Source organism: Pseudomonas cremoris (genome assembly GCF_014230465.1).
Genome location: NZ_JAAXCY010000007.1, coordinates 409,218 through 431,188 on the forward strand (window position 1 = coordinate 409,218; position 21,971 = coordinate 431,188).

At 57.3% G+C, this 21,971-nt stretch carries 15 protein-coding genes; 6 read left to right on the top strand and 9 right to left on the bottom strand.

Translation table 11 applies throughout. The annotated features are described in order from the left end of the window. Positions 1 to 12 precede the first annotated feature (12 nt). Genes HF257_RS19850 through HF257_RS19860 form a run of 3 tightly spaced genes read right to left on the bottom strand, consistent with a single transcriptional unit; the run spans position 13 to position 2,646 of the window. On the bottom strand, positions 13 to 354 hold the full coding sequence (locus HF257_RS19850) for a cupin domain-containing protein (RefSeq protein ID WP_135290541.1): 342 nt from the start codon (positions 352 to 354) through the stop codon (positions 13 to 15). A gap of 26 nt (positions 355 to 380) precedes the next feature. Next, complete coding sequence (locus HF257_RS19855) at positions 381 to 1,787, bottom strand: NAD(P)/FAD-dependent oxidoreductase (protein WP_185706286.1); 1,407 nt, start codon at positions 1,785 to 1,787, stop codon at positions 381 to 383. A 49-nt stretch (positions 1,788 to 1,836) separates the two neighbouring features. Further along, entirely contained in the window at positions 1,837 to 2,646 is an 810-nt protein-coding gene (locus HF257_RS19860; protein WP_185706288.1) for a helix-turn-helix transcriptional regulator, read from the bottom strand. Positions 2,647 to 2,904: 258 nt separating this feature from the next. Here HF257_RS19860 and HF257_RS19865 point away from each other — a divergent pair, with 258 nt between their 5' ends. Next, entirely contained in the window at positions 2,905 to 3,177 is a 273-nt protein-coding gene (locus HF257_RS19865; protein ID WP_185706290.1) for a DUF1652 domain-containing protein, read from the top strand. A 123-nt stretch (positions 3,178 to 3,300) separates the two neighbouring features. Here the strand turns inward: HF257_RS19865 and HF257_RS19870 are convergent, their stop codons facing one another. After that, on the bottom strand, positions 3,301 to 5,748 hold the full coding sequence (locus tag HF257_RS19870; RefSeq protein WP_185706292.1) for a UvrD-helicase domain-containing protein: 2,448 nt from the start codon (positions 5,746 to 5,748) through the stop codon (positions 3,301 to 3,303). Positions 5,749 to 5,967: 219 nt separating this feature from the next. On the opposite strand from HF257_RS19870, the gene HF257_RS19875 reads away from it, so the two are divergent. After that, entirely contained in the window at positions 5,968 to 6,663 is a 696-nt protein-coding gene (locus tag HF257_RS19875; protein ID WP_185706294.1) for a pirin family protein, read from the top strand. Positions 6,664 to 6,768: 105 nt separating this feature from the next. On the opposite strand, the gene pgm is transcribed toward HF257_RS19875, so the two are convergent. The 4 genes from pgm to HF257_RS19895 all read right to left on the bottom strand — a co-directional run bounded on the left by pgm (position 6,769) and on the right by HF257_RS19895 (position 13,060). Further along, positions 6,769 to 8,412: a phosphoglucomutase (alpha-D-glucose-1,6-bisphosphate-dependent) gene (gene pgm, locus HF257_RS19880; RefSeq protein ID WP_185706296.1), complete on the bottom strand. Its 1,644-nt coding sequence runs from the start codon at positions 8,410 to 8,412 to the stop codon at positions 6,769 to 6,771. 103 nt (positions 8,413 to 8,515) lie between these two features. Then, positions 8,516 to 9,922 carry an aminotransferase-like domain-containing protein gene (locus tag HF257_RS19885; RefSeq protein WP_185706342.1) on the bottom strand — a complete coding sequence of 469 codons (1,407 nt, stop codon included), beginning with the start codon at positions 9,920 to 9,922 and terminating at the stop codon, positions 8,516 to 8,518. Then, positions 9,919 to 11,331, bottom strand: a complete 1,413-nt coding sequence (locus HF257_RS19890) for a hypothetical protein (RefSeq protein WP_185706298.1) — start codon at positions 11,329 to 11,331, stop codon at positions 9,919 to 9,921. Before HF257_RS19890 ends, HF257_RS19885 begins: the two co-directional genes overlap by 4 nt. A gap of 706 nt (positions 11,332 to 12,037) precedes the next feature. Next, entirely contained in the window at positions 12,038 to 13,060 is a 1,023-nt protein-coding gene (locus tag HF257_RS19895; protein ID WP_185706300.1) for a zinc-dependent alcohol dehydrogenase family protein, read from the bottom strand. 268 nt (positions 13,061 to 13,328) lie between these two features. Here HF257_RS19895 and HF257_RS19900 point away from each other — a divergent pair, with 268 nt between their 5' ends. The 4 genes from HF257_RS19900 to HF257_RS19915 all read left to right on the top strand — a co-directional run bounded on the left by HF257_RS19900 (position 13,329) and on the right by HF257_RS19915 (position 20,733). After that, positions 13,329 to 14,243: a LysR substrate-binding domain-containing protein gene (locus HF257_RS19900; protein ID WP_233081312.1), complete on the top strand. Its 915-nt coding sequence runs from the start codon at positions 13,329 to 13,331 to the stop codon at positions 14,241 to 14,243. A gap of 562 nt (positions 14,244 to 14,805) precedes the next feature. Continuing rightward, on the top strand, positions 14,806 to 17,226 hold the full coding sequence (locus HF257_RS19905; protein WP_185706302.1) for a tellurite resistance TerB family protein: 2,421 nt from the start codon (positions 14,806 to 14,808) through the stop codon (positions 17,224 to 17,226). Next, entirely contained in the window at positions 17,223 to 18,518 is a 1,296-nt protein-coding gene (locus HF257_RS19910; protein ID WP_185706304.1) for an ATP-binding protein, read from the top strand. Before HF257_RS19905 ends, HF257_RS19910 begins: the two co-directional genes overlap by 4 nt. 43 nt (positions 18,519 to 18,561) lie before the next feature. After that, entirely contained in the window at positions 18,562 to 20,733 is a 2,172-nt protein-coding gene (locus tag HF257_RS19915; RefSeq protein WP_332872216.1) for a DEAD/DEAH box helicase, read from the top strand. Positions 20,734 to 20,804: 71 nt separating this feature from the next. Here HF257_RS19915 and HF257_RS19920 read toward each other — a convergent pair whose 3' ends face one another. Then, positions 20,805 to 21,719, bottom strand: coding sequence for a hypothetical protein (locus tag HF257_RS19920; protein WP_185706306.1), 915 nt, complete (start codon positions 21,717 to 21,719; stop codon positions 20,805 to 20,807). Between the last annotated feature and the right edge of the window lie 252 nt (positions 21,720 to 21,971).

Consider the following 21,971-nt stretch of genomic DNA (forward strand, 5'->3'; position numbering starts at 1 on the left):
AGGATCAAAGCGTTACAGAATCAATACGTAGGTCTTGCGCACGGTTTCCTGGATATCCCAGATTCCGGTGCTGTTGGCCGGCAACATCAGTGCATCGCCGGCTTCTATGTGAACGGTTTCACCGGTGTCGGGGGTGAAGGTGCAGCGGCCCTGGATAAAGTGGCAAAACTCCTGGGATTTGATCTGCCGACGCCAGCGGCCCGGGGTGCATTCCCAGATGCCGGTTTCGACGCCGTCGGTGCGCTCCACGCTCAAGGTCGAGGCCACGGCGATGGGCTCGCCCAAGGGCACAGCCACCGGGGACGAGTCCGGCAGGTGGGCATTCAGCGTGTCTTTGAATTGAGTGATGCTCATGGGTTTTCCCGTGTGAGTGAAACAACTTAGTGCATGAACCCTTCCATGAACCCGGCCACGCCTGTCGCCAACTTGCGGCGCCAAGGGGCAGTGTTGGGATTGGCCAACACCTGGTCTTCATGGACGAAACTGCGAATGATCGCGTTGTAGCCCAACCAGCGGCACGGCTCGGGCTCCCAGGGCTTGAGTGCGTCCAGGCCGCGCTCATGGATAACCCAGGGTTGGTGGGTCAGCGCGGTGTCGCGCCCCAGGATCAAGTCGGCCAGGGTGCGACCACCGAGGTTGGTGGCGCCCACGCCCTCCCCGCCATAACCACCGGACAACGCAATACCGGTCTTGTGGTCGCACAGCATGTGCGGCCGAAACTGGCGCGACATACCGAGGTTGCCGCCCCAGGAATGGGTAATCTTCACGTTTCTGAGCTGTGGGAAGAGTTCGCCGAACAAGTAGCGACGCAGTTCTACTTCACTGTCAGTCAAATCAAAGTTGTGACGCAACTTGCCGGCGAATTGATAGCCGCCACGGGCGCCGAACACCAAGCGGTTGTCGGTGGTGCGCTGGCCGTACGTCACCTGACGGCTGCTCTCACCAAATGCCTGGCCGTGGCTGAGGCCGATTTGGTCCCACGTACTGGCGGGCAATGGCTCGGTGGCGACGATCAGGCTTTGCACCGGCAATTGGTAACGGCCCAGCGGCGGCAAGGTGTTGGCGTAACCCTCGACGGCTGGCACCACCCAGGCGGCGCGCACGCTGGCCTTTGCGGTACGCACACGGCCAGACTGCCAATGGGTGGCTGGGGTGTTTTCGTAGATCCTGACCCCCATGCCCTCCACCACCCGCGCCAGGCCGCGTACCAGCTTTGCCGGGTTGATGGTGGCGACATGGGGCGCATAGATACCGCCATAGGGTTTGGCGATGCGGATTTGTTTGGCCAGTTGCTCCGGGGTCAGCCAACGGTAATCGGCTTCGGTGAGGCCTTGCGCGTAGAGTTTGTCCAGGTAGCTGCGCAGGCTGCCTTCCTGTTCCGGGTAACGCGCGGCACAGTACAGCGCGCCGCCCTTGCGGTAGTCGCAGTCGATGCCCTCACGGGTGAGCACTTGCGCCACTTCATCGGGAATACCGTGCAACAGGTCAAACGAGGCGCGCCGTTGCTCGGGGTCAAGGCCTGCCAACAGGCGATCCTCTCCCAGCAGGTTGCCCATCAGCCAGCCACCGTTGCGCCCCGACGCACCGAAGCCGGCGGTTTGCGCCTCGATGATCGCAATGTTCAGCTCAGGGGCTTGGCGCTTCAGGTAGTACGCAGTCCACAGCCCGGTGTAGCCGGCGCCGATAATGACCACGTTGACGTCCTGGTCATGCTCCAGTGATGGCCGCGCCACGAGCGGGTCGTCCAACTGGTCCATCCATAAACTGATAGTGCGCCATGCTGGCATGCCCGGTTCCCCACCCTCGTTACGATAGGATGGATCCTAGGGCGCGGTGTCAGGGGCTGTCTTGCGCGCGTGCACGCAAAGAAATTTGTTTGACGTAAGCCTTGGGCGACTGGCCCGTGTGCTGGCGGAACGCGCTGTAGAACGCCGACAACGAATTGAAACCGGCAGCAAACGCCAGGTCATCGACCTTGATCGGCGGCGCGGCCTTGTCCAGTGCAGCCAGCAAATGCTGAAGGCGGGCCTGGTTGACGTAACGGTAGAAACTTTGCCCCAGCACCTGGTTCAGCAGGTAGGAAATCTGATTGCGGCTGTAGCCACACTCTTTGGATACGCGTTGCAGGTCCAGCTCAGGGTCCAGATACGGCTGCTTGCGCTCAAAATACTGCTGCAAGTCATTGGCCATATGCCCCAGCTGCTGGGGCGACAGGCCCAGGCGGCTGACCGTCGGGCGCATCGCTTGGGCCGGTGGTTCATGCACCAGCGAGGCGTATTCATTGACCCGCCAGATCAGCCCATCGCGCACGGTAATCGCTTCACTGGTGCGAAACGACACCAGGCCCTGGCCACCCCGCAAGGTAATGCGGTACTGGATGAACGCGGTGTCACCATCGGCACGAATACGGTCGGTGTGCTCAATCGCTTCGTCGGCTTCGCGGGGCATACTGGCTTGCAGGTATTCACGCAACTCGGCGTAGCCGATGACGCGGTTCTGGAAGAAGTCGTGGTACTGGATGTCCGGGTGGTAGTAGGACATCACGCCATCCAAATCCCGATGCCGCCAGCACAGATGGTGGCGAAGGACCAGGTCACCCGTGGCTTGGGTGTGCAGGATATCATCGTCTGGAGCGATGTTTGGCATGGACGGCTCTGGGGCGGGTAAACCGTGGAGATTGCCGAATTTTACAGGCTTCGACAATGGCCAATCGACAGTTCCGGATAATGGCCCTTTGCCCAATCCATCGGTAGGACATGACCTACATCATAGTTATGGAAAACAACCGCCGAACGGAGCGAAAAAACTCACCTTGGGCCCACCCACGAGTGCTATTTTTTATTCCTTCGACGCCACGACCAGTGAAGGTCATGGCCCCCTGACGCGAGCTAAAGGAAGCGCTCAATGAACAAGGTGGGCAAGATGAATAAAGTGACGTTCCCGAATGCGTGCCAACTGATGCGCTGGCACTTTCATCCAATGGGATTCGAGGGCAGCATGGACGCGCCCGGCAGCATGGTGGCGCGCCTGTTCGACCGCGCCAGCGGCGAAACGCTGATTGCCATCGCCGGCATCCCTTGCGCCACCGTGATGAATGCCGCAGATGTGGAGCGGATTATCGAAGCGGTGGAGGATGAACTGGAGGCGTTTGTGCCGCCCGTGTCACTACGAGCCTGACGCCCGTTTTTCAGGCGACGGCGGTGTGTCAGCGTTTGCAGATGCTGGCTGACCCACCGCTTTCGCAGGCAAGCCAGCTCCCACATTTGGATGTGTGCCAGGCCTGGGAGCTGCGTTCAGCTGCTAATTGCGTTGATCGTCGAAGAACGCCTTCTTGCCATCCACCCGTTCTGACGCCTTGGGCACATTGACTGCCTGGCCTTCCGGCTTCTCCACATACCAATAGCAATGGCTCACGGCCCGGGTAATGCCCACATAGGCCAGGCGCAATACTTCATCTTTTTGCGCAGCGTCATACGGCTCGCTATCACCTTCCTTGCCCAAGCCAGCCATTCGGTATACCTGGTTCTTATAGGGGGACCGAGTGACATGCTGGCAATCCCCAAACAGGAATACCGCATCTGCCTGCAGGCCCTTGGCACTGTGATAGGTCAGCTGTTTCAGTCTGCGAGCGGCCGGCGGCAAGCTAGAATCAACATTAAGTGCAGACTGAATATGTTCTTGTATCAATAACTTATCGCTACTTTTTCGATACAGCATTAACACGCTTTCGCCCTGTTGATAGTGCTTAAGCAGCTGCCGCCCTAGAGCCGCCTCATCCCGCTCCAGCACCGCAACCGGCACCAGTGCCTTGGGCGCACCACTGGCCTTGGCTTTTTTACCGGGGATTGCCGGTGCTGCGCGCACGATGTGTTCGGCGGCATCGATGATGTGTTGATGGCTGCGGTAGTTCTCACTCAGCATCACGCGCGTAGTGCTCGGCGATGGGAATTCCTTGTTGAACTCCATGAAGTATTTGGGCGAACTGCCACGCCAGCCGTAGATCGACTGCCAGTCATCGCCTACGCACAGCAGTGACGAATGCTGGGCACCGCGCCCTACATGCATGGCCGGGCCGCGGCTGCGAATCTCGCGCAGGCTGGCGCGCAACCAGGAAACGATCTGCGGGGAAACGTCCTGGAACTCGTCGATCATCAGGTGCGACAACGGCCGCAGCAACGGATCACTGAGCAGCTTGAGGTTTTCCGGAGTGTTCTCGCCGAACAGCGAGAACATGCGGTTGTACGTCATGATCGGCGGCGACTGGTCCAGCAAGTGGTCTTCCAGGGCCTTCCAGAAAATGCTCAGGGCTTCAAAGAACAAGCGGTCCGGGTCATCTTTGGCGAAGCTCATCTGGCCCACTGCGGTGGACACGTCCAGGCCGAGGTTTTCGATAAACCCGGCCGCGGTCACAAAACTGTCCAGCAACGGCGCCGATGCCAGCTCGCCCTTGACCTTGTAATCAAAGCCAGGCCCGGCAGCGGCATCGCCGGCCAGACTGCTCAAAAGCCTCTTTGAAGACTCATAACTATCGATCCAAATCAAAGGTTTACGGCAGAAAGCTTGAAACAAGGTGCGCTTCACTGCCCACTCGGCGCGCACTGAAAGTTTCGAGTTCGGCCGGCTGACCTGGGCGTTTTCCCGCGAGTCGAAGCCCAGCACCACCCAGGCATCCAGCTCGGGAATGTAGCCATGGCAATGGAACTGCGCACCGTTGATCTCCACCGGCTGGCGGTTAGGCTCTATGCCCTTGATCGGCCAGGCCCCCGCACGAAACCACAGGTCTTCGATCACGTCGCAGAGCTCTTCATCGCGCTTGGCCGCCAGTTCCGTCACCGCCACACGCTTCTGCACATCCGGGTGATCGCGTTCCAGCTCCTTGAGCTGCAGGCCATGGCGGGCCAACGGTGCGATCAATTCGCGAAAACGCGCGTGCTGGCCATGCAGGCGGTGGTAGCAGGCATTCATGTGCTGGCGCTGAGCTTCATTGATGCGCAGGTCGAACGGGTTGCTGTCGGCATCGTCAAAGCCCGCTCCCAGGTTCTCGAACGCTTGCAAGCGCTCAAAGCCCGGCAGGCTGCGCACCATCGGCAGGATGCGCGAGTGAAAGGTGCGCACCACTGCCTGGGCTTCCTTGATACCAAGGGGTTGGCCCCACACGCTCAGAACTTCCATGAGCTTGTTGATGAAGTCCTTGCGCGACTCCCGAGTGAAGGTAACCACGGTCATCGAACTCAGCTCGAAGCCCAGGTAATGGGTCAGCAGCAAAATACGCAGTACCAGCGAAGTAGATTTGCCCGCGCCCGCACCGGCAATCACTGAGGTAGACGGCGTATCGCTGAAAATCATCTTCCACTGCGCCGCACTGGGCTGGGCGTGGGCCGGCAGCAAGCGCGCCACGTCGGCCTTGATGCGCTTTTTCAATTCGGCAGTGAGCGGCAGTCGCCAATCATCGAACAGACTGTCGTCTACCCCAGGCGCACGGTGCTCATCCGGGCGGAAGTCGCGGATCAACAGAACTTGGCGCCCTTCCTCAATGCCATCGGCCTTGCCTTCGCGGTAGCCGTATTCCACGCCCGCCTCGTGACCGCTACGAAAACCATCGGCCTGGCCATGCAGCCAGGAAAACCGATGCTGGGCGCGCAAACGGGTCAAGCCATGGTTAAACAGGCGTGCGGCAAGGCGTTTGAGCAAGGGCATTTCCGCGAGTGGACGCAGTTCGGGAGGCAGATCAGGCTGTTGTTGCGGCACGCGGACTCCTGCGTTGTGCTTGGCGTTAACGAGTGGGCCATGGTCGCCGGAATCGGCGCCGAGTTCCAGCCAATTGCTTTGCTGTCATGCAGTTAGCCGTTGAAGTGAAAGTCAAAACGCCAGTAATCAATCTAATCTACCGATAGGAATCAGGCATTTTTTACGCTTTTTATCGATCATGGGCTGACGGATCATAGCCGGTATCAACAGGAGACGATCATGCTTGAACTTCGACCTTTCAACTCCCTGGGCGGCGCCCATCACGGCTGGCTTGACGCTCATCACCATTTTTCGTTTGCCGAATACCATGATCCCAAGCGCATGCATTGGGGCAACCTGCGGGTGTGGAACGACGACATTATCGCGCCGGGCACTGGATTCCCCCAACACCCGCATCGCGACATGGAAATCATCACCTACGTGCGCGAAGGCGCCATCAGCCATGCCGATAACCTGGGCAACAAAGGCCGCACCGAAGCTGGCGATGTGCAGGTGATGAGTGCAGGCACCGGGATCGCCCACAGCGAATACAACCTGGAAGCCACACCGACCAAGATCTTCCAGATCTGGATTATCCCGAACGAAGGCGGCCTGCCACCGTCGTGGGGCGCCAAGCCGTTTCCGAAAGACGGCCGCGAAGGTTTTTTGACCCTGGCCAGTGGCAAGGCCGGTGACAGCGAAAGCCTGCGGATTCGTGCCGATGCACGGTTGGTGGCGGCGACGCTAAAAGCCGGGGAAAGTGCGGAGTATCGATTGGACAGCGGACGGCGCGCGTATCTGGTGCCAGCCACCGGTGTGATTGAGATCAATGGCTTGCGGGCGCAAGCTCGGGATGGTGTGGCGGTGGAGGACGAGCAGGTGTTGCGGGTGACGGCGGTTGAGGACAGTGAGATCGTCTTGGTGGACCTCGCCTAAATGTGGGAGCGGGCTTGCTCGCGAAGGCGGTGTATCAGAAACATATTCAGTGACTGACACTGCGCCTTCGCGAGCAAGCCCGCTCCCACCTTTGGTTTTGCTGTGTTACTGGGAGATCGCGCCGTCTACCAGCACCTGGGCCTCTTCCACCAACTGCTTGAGGTGATCCTCGCCAATGAAGCTCTCGGCGTAGATCTTGTAGATGTCCTCGGTACCCGACGGTCGTGCCGCGAACCAGCCGTTTTCGGTCATCACTTTCAAGCCGCCAATTGCCTGGTTGTTGCCCGGCGCGTGGCTAAGGATTTGCTGGATGCTTTCCCCGGCCAGTTGGGTGGACGTCACCTGCTCCGGCGACAACTTGCCCAACAGCGCTTTCTGCGCCGGCGTGGCCTTGGCGTCGACACGAATAGCGAACGGCTCGCCCAGGGCGTCGGTCAGGCCACGGTAGATCTGGCTCGGGTCCTGGCCTTTGCGCGAGGTCATTTCTGCCGCCAACAGCGCCGGGATCAGGCCGTCCTTGTCAGTGCTCCACACAGTGCCGTCTTTGCGCAGGAACGAGGCACCGGCGCTTTCTTCACCGCCAAAGCCCAGCGAACCTTCGAACAAGCCATCGGCGAACCATTTGAAGCCTACCGGCACTTCGTACAGACGACGGCCAATGCGTGCAGCTACGCGGTCGATCAAGCCACTGCTGACCACGGTCTTGCCCACGGCCGCGTCGGCGCGCCAATCCGGGCGGTTCTGGAACAGGTAGTCGATGGACACCGCCAGGTAGTTGTTAGGCGCCAACAGGCCGCCAGACGGTGTGACGATGCCGTGACGGTCGTGGTCTGGGTCGCAGGCGAACGCCACGTCAAAACGCTCCTTGAGACCGATCAGGCCTTGCATGGCGTAGCTGGACGACGGGTCCATGCGGATCTGGCCGTCCCAGTCGACGCTCATGAAACGGAAGGTCGAATCGACTTCGGTGTTCACGACGTCCAGGTTCAGGCGGTAATGCTCGGCAATCGCTGACCAGTAACGCACCCCTGCTCCGCCCAACGGATCCACGCCCAGGCGCAGGTCGGCGCTGCGGATGGCGTCCATGTCGATCACATTGACCAGGTCGGCCACGTAGCTGTTGAGGTAGTCATGACGGTGGGTGGTGTCGGCCTTGAGTGCCTGGGCATGAGTAATGCGCTTGACCCCGGCGAGCTTGTTGGCCAGCAGCTCGTTAGCCTTGGCTTCGATCCACTTGGTGACGTGGGTATCGGCCGGGCCGCCGTTCGGCGGGTTGTACTTGTAGCCGCCGCTCTGTGGCGGGTTGTGGGACGGCGTAATCACGATGCCGTCAGCCAAGCCGCTGGTGCGACCACGGTTGTAGCAGATGATGGCGTGGGAAATCGCCGGGGTCGGCGTGTATTCATCACCTTCAGCCAACATCACATGCACGCCGTTGGCGGCCAAGACTTCCAGCGCACTGGCACCGGCAGGCGTCGACAGCGCATGAGTATCCAGGCCAACAAACAGCGGGCCATTGATGCCCTGTGCTTCGCGGTACAGGCAAATGGCCTGGCTGATAGCCAGCACATGCCATTCATTGAAACTCAGCTCGAACGAACTGCCACGGTGCCCCGAGGTACCGAAGGCAACGCGCTGGGTAGAGATTGCTGCATCAGGCTGGCCGGTGTAATAGGCCGTGACCAGTCGCGGGATATCCACCAGCAACTGGGCTGGCGCCGGTTTGCCCGCAAAAGGACTGATTGTCATGCATAAACCTCGGAAAGAAGGATTAGGAAAAATGCCAGTTTACTGAGAGTTCGACTACTGCGCGACGTTATAAATCCTACGACCGAAAGAGAAACTTCACCCGCTAACCTATCTGAGCCTGGCGCAGTGCTTCGCTTAGCGTAACCAGGGTGTCGTCCAGGTTGGGTTGCCCATGAAACGTGTGACTCAAGCGCAGGTGCTGCTGGTGCAGGCCGCTGAGACTGAACAGCTCGCCAGGTGCCACCACTACGTGCTGAGCGAGCAAGCGCTGGAATACCTGACGCATATCGACTGGCCGGGTGGAACCCAGCCAGAACGTAGCGCCGGCAAGTGGCATTCGGTAGGTCAACTGGCCCGCCAGGTGTAGCTCAAGGCGCTCAACCATTTGCTCGGCTTGCTGACGCAACTGCTGGCGCAAGGTTCGCAGGTGCTGATCCATGCGCCCGCTTTGATACAGCCTGGCTATGGCGCGCTGGCGGATCGACGATAACCGGAACGAACGCAGTAAAAACTGGCGCTGCAATTCGCGGCTCATTCGCCGCGACAGCAGATAACCGTAGGGAGCTTCCGAACCCAGGATTTTCTCGAACGTGGAAAACACCATCAGTCGTTCGGGGTTCACCAAGTCTCGCAACGGCGTATGCGGCAACTTGAAGTTCAACTCACCAAAAGTGTCGTTCTCCAATACCCAACAACCGTATTGGTCCAGCAATCGGGCTACATCGAGTCGATCACCGGCCGACATGCCGAGCCCAGACGGCAAGCTGATTGTCGATGACAGCAACACAAGGTGCACTGCCTCGACGTGTAGCAGGTGGTCGAGGGTGCCCAGGTCCAGGTTGCCATCCGCCAGCCAGGGCAGTTCGATGACTCGTACCCCGGCATCCTGTAGTACACGCAGGATCAACCAGTCACAGGGCGACTCCACGATAACGGTGGTACCCCGCAGGCCCAGCACTTCGGTCAATAGGTCCAGCACGCCACGCAAATCAGCGCCAATGTAGACATCGTCCGCGTGCCAGCAACGCGTAGGTGAGGAGGTATACCGCGCCGCCAACGCATCCCGAAGCTCCCAGACTCCACAAGGTTGGGACCAGGGTTGCAGATGTCGCGGGTATTGGCGTACCAATTCCCGCTCCAGCTTTAACAGAGGGCCATCCAATGAGGCGAGGAGTGTCGGCTCATCACCGCTGAGCACCACCACACCGGGTCGTCGAGCAGCCGCATACACACGATCAAGCAGATCCCCGCCTGTCCACGTCGGCGGCTGTGTCGGAATCGGCCAAGCGTAGTAACCTGACTTGGCCACCGAGTAGACCCTGCCCTCCTTCTCCAGTAGCGAATACGCATATTGAATCGTTGAGATCGATACGCTCAAACGCGTCGCCAGCTGTCGCAATGATGGCAGTTTTACCCGCGCATCGGTGCTGACCTCGCCGATCAGGCTGATGATGTAGCGATAGACCGCCTGGTAGGCAAAATCCGCCTGCCGCTCGCCGCGCAGGATCATCGACCGAACAATTGACAAGGCTGCCCATCAGGCCGCCTGGCCGCAAGGACCTCAACCGCCTGCCCTTCTGGCCGCTTGCGGTACAGGTGCTGCAACAAGGCCATCGGCAAACCGCTGGTGTCCGTGACCCACTGTTGCAGCATGTCGGCAGAGGGCTTGCCTTGTAAGACCTTGTGCAGTTCCGGCAGCGCCACCAGCATGCCCGGATGGCACTGACGCAGATAGCTTTCCAGACGTTCGCCGTGGTGGATAAACGGCGAATAGAGCATGCAGGTCAGTTGTGTTCCATCCAGGCCGAAGAATTGCTGTGCATAGGCGTTCGAGCAAGCACGTCCCTCTCGGGTCGTCGCCTCAGCCAGGAGCCGCTCGGGCAACTCTCGGCGGCGACTATTTCGGGTCGCGTGCTGGATAAAGCCCTCCACGCCCTCCTCATAATTAAGATCACGCAGACATTCCCCTTGCAGCCCATGCAGATGAGCCATCAGCAACGGATTGGCATAGGCCGGCTGACTAAAGTGAAAGTCGAGCGGATCTGTCGCATAGGCCATGAAGTCGGTGAGCAAGGGCGAGGATGCGGGTACCGCCCCCTCCAGCAGGTCGGCAATGCCGATATAAGCCAAATGGCGATGACAGGCATTGCTGGGGTTGCTGCTGGCGACATAGTGCTCGCCGTACATATCGCGGTAGTACCCCTCGCTCCATTCGCTCATGCGGGTGAACAAACCGTTGAGAGTCGGCGGCCGGACGCTGGGAATGGCCACGCCTGCGCCTTGGGCTGACTTCTTGAGCCAGGCGAGCAGTTGGCTCTGTTTACGCGGAGAATCACCGCTGACCAGTGCATGGACGCCGCCATGCCACGTAGTGACGCGCTGATAGAAATCACCCAGTGCCAAATAGGTGTCACTGCACAGTATCGCCCTACAGTCTCCGGAGGTTAGGTGACCCGCCATCAACATATTGCGTTGACTGGTTTCGCGACCCATGCTGGACGCCGGACGCTGATGGTTGAAGGGGTGAACTTCCTGGTTGTCCACCATCAACAGTTCTACCCGCGAGTCGTCATGGAAAAACAGCCGGCCATAACCACGATTGAGCGTATCAAGCGTGATTTGGGTCATACCTGCATGCCGCAGAGTTGCGACTCGCAGCTGAAAGGTCCGAGGGGACCGACCCGCAATCGTCAATTGTGCGGCCCGCAACAGCGCCAGGGTGTAGCTGCTCACAACACCGCCGCCATGGGCGATCAAGACTTTGTAGTCGCCGATCTGCTCCATCCCCCCTGCTGACACAATGATTCGCTGAATCAACAATTGAAGTACCGTGCGTTCCTCTCGAGTAAAGTGACCAATCAAACGTTGCAGAACTTGCTGGTAAACATAATTCATGGCCTGTTCGTGAATAGCGCTCATGGTTCTACTACCTACGTTGAAATATCAGTTTCGAGCAGCTGAAAAGTGTGTGCTCGACCTATTTTGCGTGTAAGAGATGTGCTCGGCGCACCGTACGCCGATGAATAAACACTAGCACTCAGCAACCATTCAAAATCGACACACCCAAGGAGGACCCAAGCATGTCCCGCGCACGCAAATGCAGCATTTGCCGAGTGTTTAGGGCGGAAATCACCGCCCTAGGATCATTCCGACAAGCTCCTACACATCTTTAACCAACTAATTAAAGAAGCGTCTCACCTATAGAACTAAAACAACTTCTCAATTTGTTGAATTGAGACTTTCCTTGGGCCTTGTTGTTTCCATAGCCCCACATGAGTGCTGCGTTGTTAGTTATGGCAACTACCAGCAGCGGCATCGAAGATTCAATCATTGCTCAGTCCTTGAGATGAAAGTGAAGATGCAATTATCAATGCTGGAGTATCGATTAACAGATACAGAACCTGGCCGAAAACCAGTCCAGATTGACGCCAAGCGGCAGGATGATGGCGCGCACACAACGACGCCGCGCAGGAATCCGGCGCGGCGTAAGGGAGAAAGGTAGATTTTGCTGGGCTAAAGCGCCAAACCGGCGCTTTAGCGGTAGGGAAGGATGAGTCCTGTCAAATGGCGCTTTTGCCCCATTCTCCAGCGGGCTGGAAGAGTCGTTTGCGAATCTTCCTACACCCTAAACAGCTTCTACCTGCAACGCTACGCGTTCACGGCACGGACATTCGTCCATATAGCGGTGTGCTTCCACGAACTGATTGAATGGAAACACCGTGGTTTTCAATGGCACCAGCACGCGATCAGCCGTCAGTTGGTTGATGTCACGCAGGGCACGTTGCAAAGCCACCTGGTCTTGAGTAATGCCCAGCTCCGGCTTGCCGGTGAAATTGCCTATACAGTGCACAAAGAACTGAATGTTCTTCTGGAACGCCGCACACGCCGGGAATGGTGTCTGGTTACCACCCTGCAGACCGTACAGCACCAAGCTGCCACGGGGTGCCAATACATCACCGAGTAACGACATCTGCGGACCGCCAAGGCCGTCGAACACGACGTCCACGCCACGGTTGTCAGTGAACTTGTTGACCTGCATCAGCAGATCCTGCTCTTCGGTGACAATGACTTTTTCCGCCCCGAGAGACAGCAAGTACTCGCGCTCTGCGCTGTCTTTGGTCGCAGCAATCACCCGCACACCCAGGGCTTTGCCCAACTGCACGAAGGACGGCCCCGCGCAGTGGCTGGCGTCGGTGACCAGGGCGAACTGCCCAGGTTTGACGCGGGCCAGGTCAACGTACGCAAAGTAGGCGATCAACAGCGGCGTGTAGTGCACGCTGGCTTCGATCGGGCTGAGGACATCCGGGTAACGGGTCAGGGCCGAACGGGGCAGGACGATCTGCTCGCCATACACCGGGTAATCATTGGGACTCTCGGCCGGAAAACTGGCCACCTTATCGCCCACCGACAAATCTTCCACGCCGTCGCCTACTGCGACCACGACCCCGGCCATCTCATGGCCAAGCCCCGACGGCAAGCGTGCGTGGGAAGACGCCAGGTTCTGGCGCCACAAAATGTCATACCAACTGATGCCAATCGCTTCGACTCGCACCTGCACTTCGCCCGGTGCGGGCAACGCGGCTGCATGCTCTTCGCACTTGAGCACCTCGGCCGGACCAAACTTGTGAAAACGGATCGTGCGGGACATCGCAAACCTCGTCAAAGTAACCTCTAATGCCATGAACTCTATCTGGGCTTTCCCGGTAAGACCACAGGTCGCCGTTAATAGTCGACATGCCTGTCATTGATTCCGCACACGGGGAAAAGACTTCAGCTAACGTAGGAAAATTCAATTAGCCGGTGCAGAGTACCAGCCTTTCCCCGTAAGATTCATGCCGGTCATGCTTCTAAATGGAATCTGAAGGGTTCTGATATGGCCGCTCTCGTCAAGCAAGCTGACTCTTCCAGGACACAAGATGAACCGTAACGACCTGCGTCGTGTCGACCTTAACCTCTTGATCGTATTCGAAACCTTGATGCACGAGCGCAGCGTAACCCGCGCCGCCGAGAAGCTCTTCCTCGGCCAGCCGGCCATCAGCGCGGCATTGTCACGCCTGCGCAGCCTATTCGACGACCCGCTGTTCGTGCGCACCGGACGCAGCATGGAACCTTCGGCTCGCGCCGTGGAAATCTTCGCCCTGCTCTCCCCGGCCCTGGACTCGATTTCCACCGCCGTCAGCCGCGCCGCCGAGTTCGACCCGGCCACCAGCACCGCAGTGTTCCGTATCGGACTGTCCGACGACGTCGAATTCGCCCTGTTGCCCCAACTGCTCAAACGCCTGCGTGCTGAAGCCCCGGGCATCGTACTGGTGGTACGCCGCGTCAACTACATACTGATGCCCGGCCTGCTGGCCTCTGGCGAGATCTCCATCGGCGTCAGCTACACCGCCGACCTGCCGGCCAACGCCAAGCGCAAAGTGCTTCGCCGCAGCCTGCCCAAATTGTTGCGCGCCGACAGCGTGCCCGGCTCCCTGAGCCTGGACGACTTCTGCGCCCGCCCCCATGCACTGGTGTCGTTTGCCGGAGATTTGAGCGGTTTTATTGACGAAGAACTGGACAAGCTCGATCGCAAACGCCACGTCGTACTCGCCGTGCCGCAGTTCAATGGGCTGGGCACCCTGCTGGCAGGCACTGACATTGTCGCCATCGTGCCGGACTACGCCGCCGAGGCACTGACCGCAGCAGGTGGTTTGCGCGCGGAAGAACCGCCATTGCCAGTGCGCTCGTTTGAGTTGCACATGGCATGGCGTGGGTCGCAGGACAATGATCCGGGTGAGCGGTGGTTGCGGTCGCGGATTCAGATGTTTTTTGGCGATCCTGAGAGTCTTTAGGCGTCGTCTGGCAGGCTGTTCGTCTGAGCGTTTCTGCCTCTCTACAAACCATGGAGCTCCATTAACTTCCAGTGGATTGCTACATTGGGGGCATATCTTAGGGCATACACTGCATCAGGGCGCCCCTACGCCATCCCGTAGCACCCACGCCCCTGCAGGGGGCTACGGCAAATTCGCTAAAGCGCTGGAAATAGTTCGCCAATGCCGGCAACCACGGATGCTCGAACGGCGTGTCGAACCAGCGAGTCACCGAAAGTCCCAAAGTAATATCCGCCTGGGTATGTGGTCCGTATCTATCAATGGGGGCGGAAGGCTCCGTTAGACTCAAGTCGTTGTCAGACAGGCCTCATTAGTGATGCTTGAAATTACTGAGGATGCTCACGTAAACGCCGCGACGCTCATATGAAATGCCCTAAGCATTAAATCTATAGCTGAAATGGCATCTCCACCCAAGATCGTTCAACTTTCCGATCATCTGCTCAGCCAAGCCATTGGCTCAAGCGTTAGAAATATTGGATACTGCCATAGCGCCAGTACCCATCTTTCAAGGTTGAAATGACACATGGCAAGGAAGAAAGCCAAAAACTCCGGTGGCACCGGCATACTTATTATTTTTGCTCTGGCATTTAGTGCTCTCGCTGCAATCCCCAAAAATGCCTGGATAGCGATCGGTGTCATAGCGGGTATCGGCACCATTATGTGGCTGCTGGCCGAGCGCGGAAAACGCCGGCTCAATCAGCTTCAAGCATCGGCTGCAATGAATGTACGCCCGCAAAAGCCACAAGGCTTGGGCGTAACGCTTTCCATGCGTGAAGTCTCGACGAGCAATAGGAACAATGAGGAAAGCCCCGAGTTTTATACGGTGCAACTCGGCTCTCCCCCTGCCAATACCTTTAAAATTCCAAGTATCAGCTCACAGAAGGCCGACGCCCGCTGGGTGCCTGCTGGCGAAATCATCGAAGTTGCCGGCTTCTCGCTACCTGGCGGCATGTTTTATATCGGGAGCACACTCGGTAGCAGACATGACGCTCAAGAGCCTTCACTGATCAACCCAAAGCTTCGGATTGCCAAGAACTACGTCGACCTCAACGAGCGACTGATGTCTTATTGGCCGAGTTTCCACTCTATTACACCGCAAGCGCGACGCGGATACCTGCAATGGCTCGCAGGTGGGCGTAGTGATCCGTTGGCGGATACCGGCTATGTATTTTTGTTTTTCTACGGTTTAGAACGTCGAGCCCTCATTGATCCCATTTACGATTCAAAGGTCATTAATGAGGTTCCTTTAATAGTCGACGAGGTCCGGCGTCTACTGAGTATTTATAGAGGAAATGGGTCATTCCGAGGCTATGCAGAAAGCTTCCTTGAATACTTGGGCAACCGCGCCGTTGACGCGAATCTCTACCTTGGCCTGCCGCCCAACATGGCCGAGCACAGCTACGAAATGCCTCTGCCGCTGCGCATTGGTTTAGGTCAGCACGCGTCCAATAAGCTACCGCTGAATGCCGATTGGGCACTGGCATGGGCGTTGGCCGACCCCAACATCAGTAAACGTACGCCAGTCATACGCTGCAAAGATGTGTTTTCACGCTTGTTCAAGCTCAAATACGAAAACGCTTATCCTGCGGGCCTGATACTGGCGCAGAACAAAACCAAGCTCAAGGCCAGCTATCGCCCTGCCTCTGCCGTAATAAAGGCCCCCACCCTTACCCTGGGGGATCTGCCTGACGTCATGGCAACCTCGGGCACACGTAAAATTTTGCAACTGCTGGTCGAGCAATGCACCAGCGAAGTTGAACCCTACAGCCGTTATTTGGGAAGAAAACCTGAAAGCGCAGAGGCACTCGAGGGGCTCCTGCAGCTTCCTGTCGCGCTCTGGCCGAAGGCAGCCCACGACGAATTGGATGAGTTGCAGTCCAGGATTGGTAACGATCTGGTCGTCATGAGTTTTGGAGAGCTCGCAGGGCGCTTTAAAAGCGCGGGCGCATTGTCTCGGGACAAAGTACTCGCTCTGGCCCGCGCATTGGAGTCGCTGCATATTGGAATGGAACCCGACGTACTGGGTGGTAGCAAGACGCCAAAAGCCGAGGACCGGATCGCGTTGTTTGTAACCCAGCCTGAAGATGGATCAATCCGTGCGTCTGCTGCATACAACGCTGCATCGGTAACCCTTGATTTGGCCAGTGCGGTGGCTTCGGCAGACGGTGATACCTCCAACGAAGAAATCACACTGCTTGCTCAGCATATCGATTCATGGAGTCACTTGAGCGGTGCCCATCGCAAACGCCTCAAAGCACATCTGCAAATCCAACTCCAACAACCGCCCACGCTTGCCAGCCTTAAGAAAAAGCTCGACCCCTTGCCTGTCGATGCAAAACGCACCATTGCCGGCTTCCTCGCTCATCTGGCGCAGGCTGATGGCATCGTCAGCCCTGCGGAGGTGAAGTTGCTGGAGCGTGTGTATAAGGCACTGCAATTGGATAGCCAGTTGCTTTACAGCGACCTCCATGGGGCGGCAGCCGGTGTGGGTATTGCCGTGACGCCTGCCACCACTTACCCATCCGCCGAACCCGGCGCGCAGCCTGCCTCATCTTCGAAACAAGGTTTCGTCCTTGATCATGATCGGATTGCACAGCTTCAGCGGGAGACGGCGGAGGTCACCGCCCTCCTCGCCAAGGTGTTCACTGAGGATCAGGTTGAGGAGGCGGAGCGGCCGACTGAAAGCGCTGAACCGAATTCGGAGTCGAGCGCGGACGTACCTGGGCTTGACCTGGAACACTCGGCCTTCCTCCGCCTGTTGATCTCTCGCCCGGAATGGAGCCGCGCAGAACTGGAAACCGCTGCCAGCGACATGGAGCTGATGCTCGATGGCGCTCTGGAACAAATCAACGACATGGCTTTTGAAAGATTCGACATGCCCGTCACAGAAGGCGACGACCCGGTCGAGATAAACACAGACATCTTGGAAGAATTAGCCCTATGAGCATTATCAGAGCCAAGGATCGCGACGCGGTCATTCAATCGTTACGCGCGGGCGTAGTGCCACGTGTTGGTCAGCACCTGATTCAGGTTGGCCGTGTAGGCGAGCTTGATGCTTTGATCAAGGATGTCGAACGTCTGGTGGAGAGCGGATCAGCGTTTCGGGTGGTGATAGGCGAGTACGGCGCAGGTAAAACGTTCTTTCTGAACCTGGTTCGTGCTATCGCCATGGAACGAAAACTCGTGACCATGCATGCCGACTTGAACCCTGACCGCCGGTTGCACGCCACTGGGGGGCAAGCTCGCTCGCTTTACTCCGAACTAGCCAAGAACATGTCGACGCGCACAAAGCCGGACGGTGGTGCCATGCAAGGCATCGTGGAGAAATTTATCTCCCAGGCCAAAACAGAAGCCAAGGCAGCGGGTACCGACAGCGAGACAGTTATTCGTAAGCACTTGGCCGAGTTGACCGAGATGGTCAATGGGTACGACTTTGCCGAGGTGATCGCTGCCTATTGCCGCGGTTTTGAGGAAGGCAATGAGCAACTGAAAGCCGACGCCATTCGTTGGCTGCGCGGAGAATTCACCACCAAAACCGAAGCCCGCACGGCCTTGGGCGTGCGGACCATCATTGATGACGCCTCCGTCTACGACCAGCTCAAGTTGCTTTCCAGATTCGTCAGGCTCGCAGGGTTCGGTGGCCTGATGATCTGCCTCGACGAACTGGTTAACCTCTACAAACTGGCGAATACGCAGGCTCGTAATGCCAACTACGAACAGATCCTCCGCATCCTCAACGACTCATTGCAAGGGTCATCCGAAGGTTTGGGTTTCGTGCTGGGCGGCACGCCCGAGTTTTTGATGGATACTCGTCGAGGGTTATTCAGCTACCCTGCCCTGCAGTCGCGATTGGCTGAGAACTCGTTTGCCAAAACCGGACTGGTGGATCTCTCAGGGCCGGTCATTCGCCTTACCAGTCTTACCCCTGAAGACTTCTACGTACTGCTTCAAAAACTCCGGCACGTATATGCCGGCGGCGATGCTGAAAAGTATTTGCTGCCTGACGAGGCGCTTCCTCTGTTTATGGCTCACTGCAACCAACGCCTAGGGGAAGCCTACTTCCGCACACCGCGTACCACGATCACAGCGTTCATCAATCTACTGGCCATCCTTGAGCAAAACCCAGGGGCCGATTGGCGAACACTGCTAGGGGCGGTCGAGATCGCCAAGGATTCCGGCGGTGAAGATGATATAAAGGTCGATGCAGACGATGAACTTGCCACCTTCACACTCTGATTCATCAGGCTTCGAACAGCTAGAGCCCCGAATCCAGCGCTGGATTTGGGCTGAAGGTTGGACCTCCCTTCGCGATGCCCAGGAATGGGCCGTGCCTGTTCTGGTACACGCCGATCAGGACGTCATCATCGCCGCAGCAACAGCCGCTGGCAAAACCGAAGCCGCCTTCTTGCCCATCCTGACGAATCTGCTCAATAACGATGATCCGCCTGGTGCGGTGCTGTATATCAGTCCGCTTAAGGCCTTGATTAACGATCAATGGGACAGGTTAAGCCGACTCTGTGAGCAGCTTGAGATCCCTGTTGTCGCTTGGCACGGAGATGTTTCATCCAGCAAAAAGCACCGTTTTCTCAAATCATCTGAGGGCGTGCTGCTAATCACTCCCGAATCTCTTGAAGCATTGTTCGTCAACCGTGGTTCAAGTCTCGGCGGCGTATTCCAACACCTGCGCTATATCGTCGTGGACGAGCTCCACGCTTTCATCGGTAGTGAGCGAGGCAAACAACTTCAGTCATTGATGCACAGGGTTGAACTTGCTGCGGGAAGGCGCCTTCCCAGGGTTGGGCTTTCAGCCACCCTCGGCGATATGAAGATGGCGTCAGCGTTTTTGCGACCGGCCAATGCCGATAACGTTACCGTTATTGAATCGAAAAACGCTAACCAGACACTTCAGGTGCAAGTTCGCGGCTACATTCAGCCGCCAATGAGCGAGCTTAAAAAGAAATCTGATCAACCCAATGAGCAGGAGGGGAATGAAGACGAAACGGAAAATGAGGCAAGCCCTGACTTCGCGATTGCTGAGCATCTCTACCAGGTACTACGCGGCAGCAATAACCTAATATTTCCGAATAGTCGGTCACAGGTTGAATGGTACGCAGACCAACTGCGCCGACGATGCGAGAAAGACGGCGTGCCCAACGAGTTCTGGCCTCATCACGGCAGTCTCTCGAAAGACCTGCGGGAGCAGGCTGAACATGCACTGAAAGCTAGCGACCGGCCAGCATCTGCGATTTGCACTACAACACTTGAACTCGGAATAGACATCGGCAGTATCAAAACGGTGGTACAAATTGGTGCTCCACCTTCCGTGGCAAGTCTGCGTCAACGTTTAGGGCGTTCCGGCAGACGCCCAGGAGAGAAAGCAACGCTACGCGTTTACTGTAAAGAATCACCGCTCACGGATAAATCTGGCTTATCTGATCAATTACGCCAAGGGTTGGTACAAACCATTGCCATGGTTCGACTGCTGACCAGAGGTTGGTTTGAACCTCCCAGAGCGCAGGGCATTCATGGCTCCACCTTGGTGCAGCAATGCCTTTCCATCATTGCTCAATGCAGCGGCGCTTCGGCTGCTGACCTATGGAAAAACTTGATTGCTGAAGGCGCATTTCAAGGTATTGAAAAGCCAGACTTTGTGAAACTACTCAAATCTCTGGGTGAGCACGAATTGATTGTCCAGGACAGCTCAGGGTTGCTGCTACCTGGAACAGTTGGCGAGCGAATGATCAATCACCATGAGTTCTACAGCGCATTCACCAGCGATGAAGAATTCCGTCTGGTATGCGACGGTAAAGCCTTGGGCTCGGTCCCCGTTAGCCGTCCGCTGACCAAAGACCAACGTATTATCTTCGGTGGCCGTCGATGGCAGGTACGTGATGTTGACCTGCAGGCCAAGGTCATCATCGTGTCAGCCGCACGAGGGGGGGCGCCTCCTCAGTTCGATGGCTTGGGCGCAGTGGTGCATGACGCCGTACGTGAGGAGATGCGCGCAGTCTTGGCGGACTCCAGCCCCTGCCCTTTTATCGATCAAGGTGCCAAGGCTTTACTCGACGAGGCCCGAAAAACGTTTGCCTTATTGGGGCTTTGTGAGCGGTACCTTATCGAGTCGGGTGGGAAATGTTATTTGATCAGTTGGTTGGGGGATTACGCTAATGATGCTCTGCGTCTGCTGCTCAATCATGTGGGCCTATCCTGTGATAATTCGGGCTTGGCTATAGAGATCTATGCAAACATCGATCAGGCAAGAGAGGCACTCAAGACTGTGGGCACGTTGGACCCTAGCGATCTCAATTCGCTTTTGGAGGAGGTGCAAAATATGTTGCGCGAAAAGTGGGATTGGGCGTTGCCGGAGTCGTTACTCGTGAAGTCTTTTACCTCGATATCGCTCGACATTTCCACCGCTATTTCCTTTGCCCAGATACAGTGGGCGAGCTGAATCTGAACAAGGTCAAGGTAAAAGTTATGCGTGAAACGCATGCGAACATACCCAATCACAAAAGTTGTCCTTTACCGTGGAATGTAAATCAGCAGACCACTCTGATCGATCTCAGTTGAAATCAACTCTTGCTGCACTTGAATATCGTTGTCGTTCATAAATGCCAGCTGCAACGCGTTACCTTTGAGGATCTGATGTGTTTGCACAGCCTGCTGGCCAAACAACGTCAACGCATCTCCTCCCTCGTAATTGCCTGGGGCAAAACGGTGCAGTGGAGCAGCTAGGAGGCTGGCGAATTCTTTACCGAAGTCGGCGTGCTCCGACTGAAGGCGTACTGCCGCATCAACCGCCGCGACTGACTCTCCCAATTGATAGAGCGATTGCACCTTGCCCTGCGCGGCGATGATCCAGGAACGGTAATTCATCGCAAACTCGATATTCCGGGCGTAGTGCTTACGCTCGCTCATTAGCTCCTGAGTGACCCGCTTGAAGTAATATTCCGCCGTGTCGAACTGGCGCTCGGCGTGCATCAGTTTGTTCTGAGCAAAATCGGCAGACTTGTATGAACACAGTGACGACAGCGCGCCTGTCGCACTCATCACAGGCGCCAGATGGCTGATAAATGCCTTCCTGTCCTGCCATTTCTGGCCGTCCTGAAGCTGCTCGACACCAGACTGAATACCCTCCAATTTACGTTCGATGCCCTGAAGCTTGCGATAAATCATCGCAAAGCCGATTGTGCTTACAGCTAGGTTGGCCATTTGCAACCCCATCAACACTTGGCCCTGCATCATCAGTTGCGAGAGCTGCCCGTTAAGCACTTCTGATGGCGGTTCAGTGCTTATGGTGTCGCCTTCCTTAAGCCAGGCAACGACCTTTTTAGTGACTTTATCCCGAATGACCCCACCCACTCGCTCAAGCTCGCCAGATTCCAAACCGGCGGCCAGCCACTCAGGCACCTTAAACACCACACTCAAATCAATCATTGAAAGCTTCCTTCATACCCGCTGTTGCGTGTGCGCAAATCACGCGTTGCCTCAGCATGGCAATGTGCAGAACACAAGGAACCGTCACGCGAAAGGCCGGGCCCGCGAGGTCAATCGCAGTCCATACGTATGCGTCCGGCCAAGTCATCTACCCGTCCTCGCAAAGGCAAGACATGGTGTGCACTTAATTTAAGTGGGCACCAGTTCTATCCTTTTAAGCGGGTATTTCATGCAGCAAACACGCCGTTCCTA

Coding starts and splice junctions, on each gene's coding strand:
- HF257_RS19850 (WP_135290541.1), bottom strand. CDS start 354: ATGAGCATCACTCAATTCAAAGACACGCTGAATGCCCACCTGCCGGAC.
- HF257_RS19855 (WP_185706286.1), bottom strand. CDS start 1,787: ATGCCAGCATGGCGCACTATCAGTTTATGGATGGACCAGTTGGACGAC.
- HF257_RS19920 (WP_185706306.1), bottom strand. CDS start 21,719: ATGATTGATTTGAGTGTGGTGTTTAAGGTGCCTGAGTGGCTGGCCGCC.
- HF257_RS19895 (WP_185706300.1), bottom strand. CDS start 13,060: ATGTCCCGCACGATCCGTTTTCACAAGTTTGGTCCGGCCGAGGTGCTC.
- pgm (WP_185706296.1), bottom strand. CDS start 8,412: ATGACAATCAGTCCTTTTGCGGGCAAACCGGCGCCAGCCCAGTTGCTG.
- HF257_RS19865 (WP_185706290.1), top strand. CDS start 2,905: ATGAACAAGGTGGGCAAGATGAATAAAGTGACGTTCCCGAATGCGTGC.
- HF257_RS19890 (WP_185706298.1), bottom strand. CDS start 11,331: ATGAGCGCTATTCACGAACAGGCCATGAATTATGTTTACCAGCAAGTT.
- HF257_RS19875 (WP_185706294.1), top strand. CDS start 5,968: ATGCTTGAACTTCGACCTTTCAACTCCCTGGGCGGCGCCCATCACGGC.
- HF257_RS19900 (WP_233081312.1), top strand. CDS start 13,329: ATGAACCGTAACGACCTGCGTCGTGTCGACCTTAACCTCTTGATCGTA.
- HF257_RS19885 (WP_185706342.1), bottom strand. CDS start 9,922: ATGATCCTGCGCGGCGAGCGGCAGGCGGATTTTGCCTACCAGGCGGTC.
- HF257_RS19860 (WP_185706288.1), bottom strand. CDS start 2,646: ATGCCAAACATCGCTCCAGACGATGATATCCTGCACACCCAAGCCACG.
- HF257_RS19910 (WP_185706304.1), top strand. CDS start 17,223: ATGAGCATTATCAGAGCCAAGGATCGCGACGCGGTCATTCAATCGTTA.
- HF257_RS19905 (WP_185706302.1), top strand. CDS start 14,806: ATGGCAAGGAAGAAAGCCAAAAACTCCGGTGGCACCGGCATACTTATT.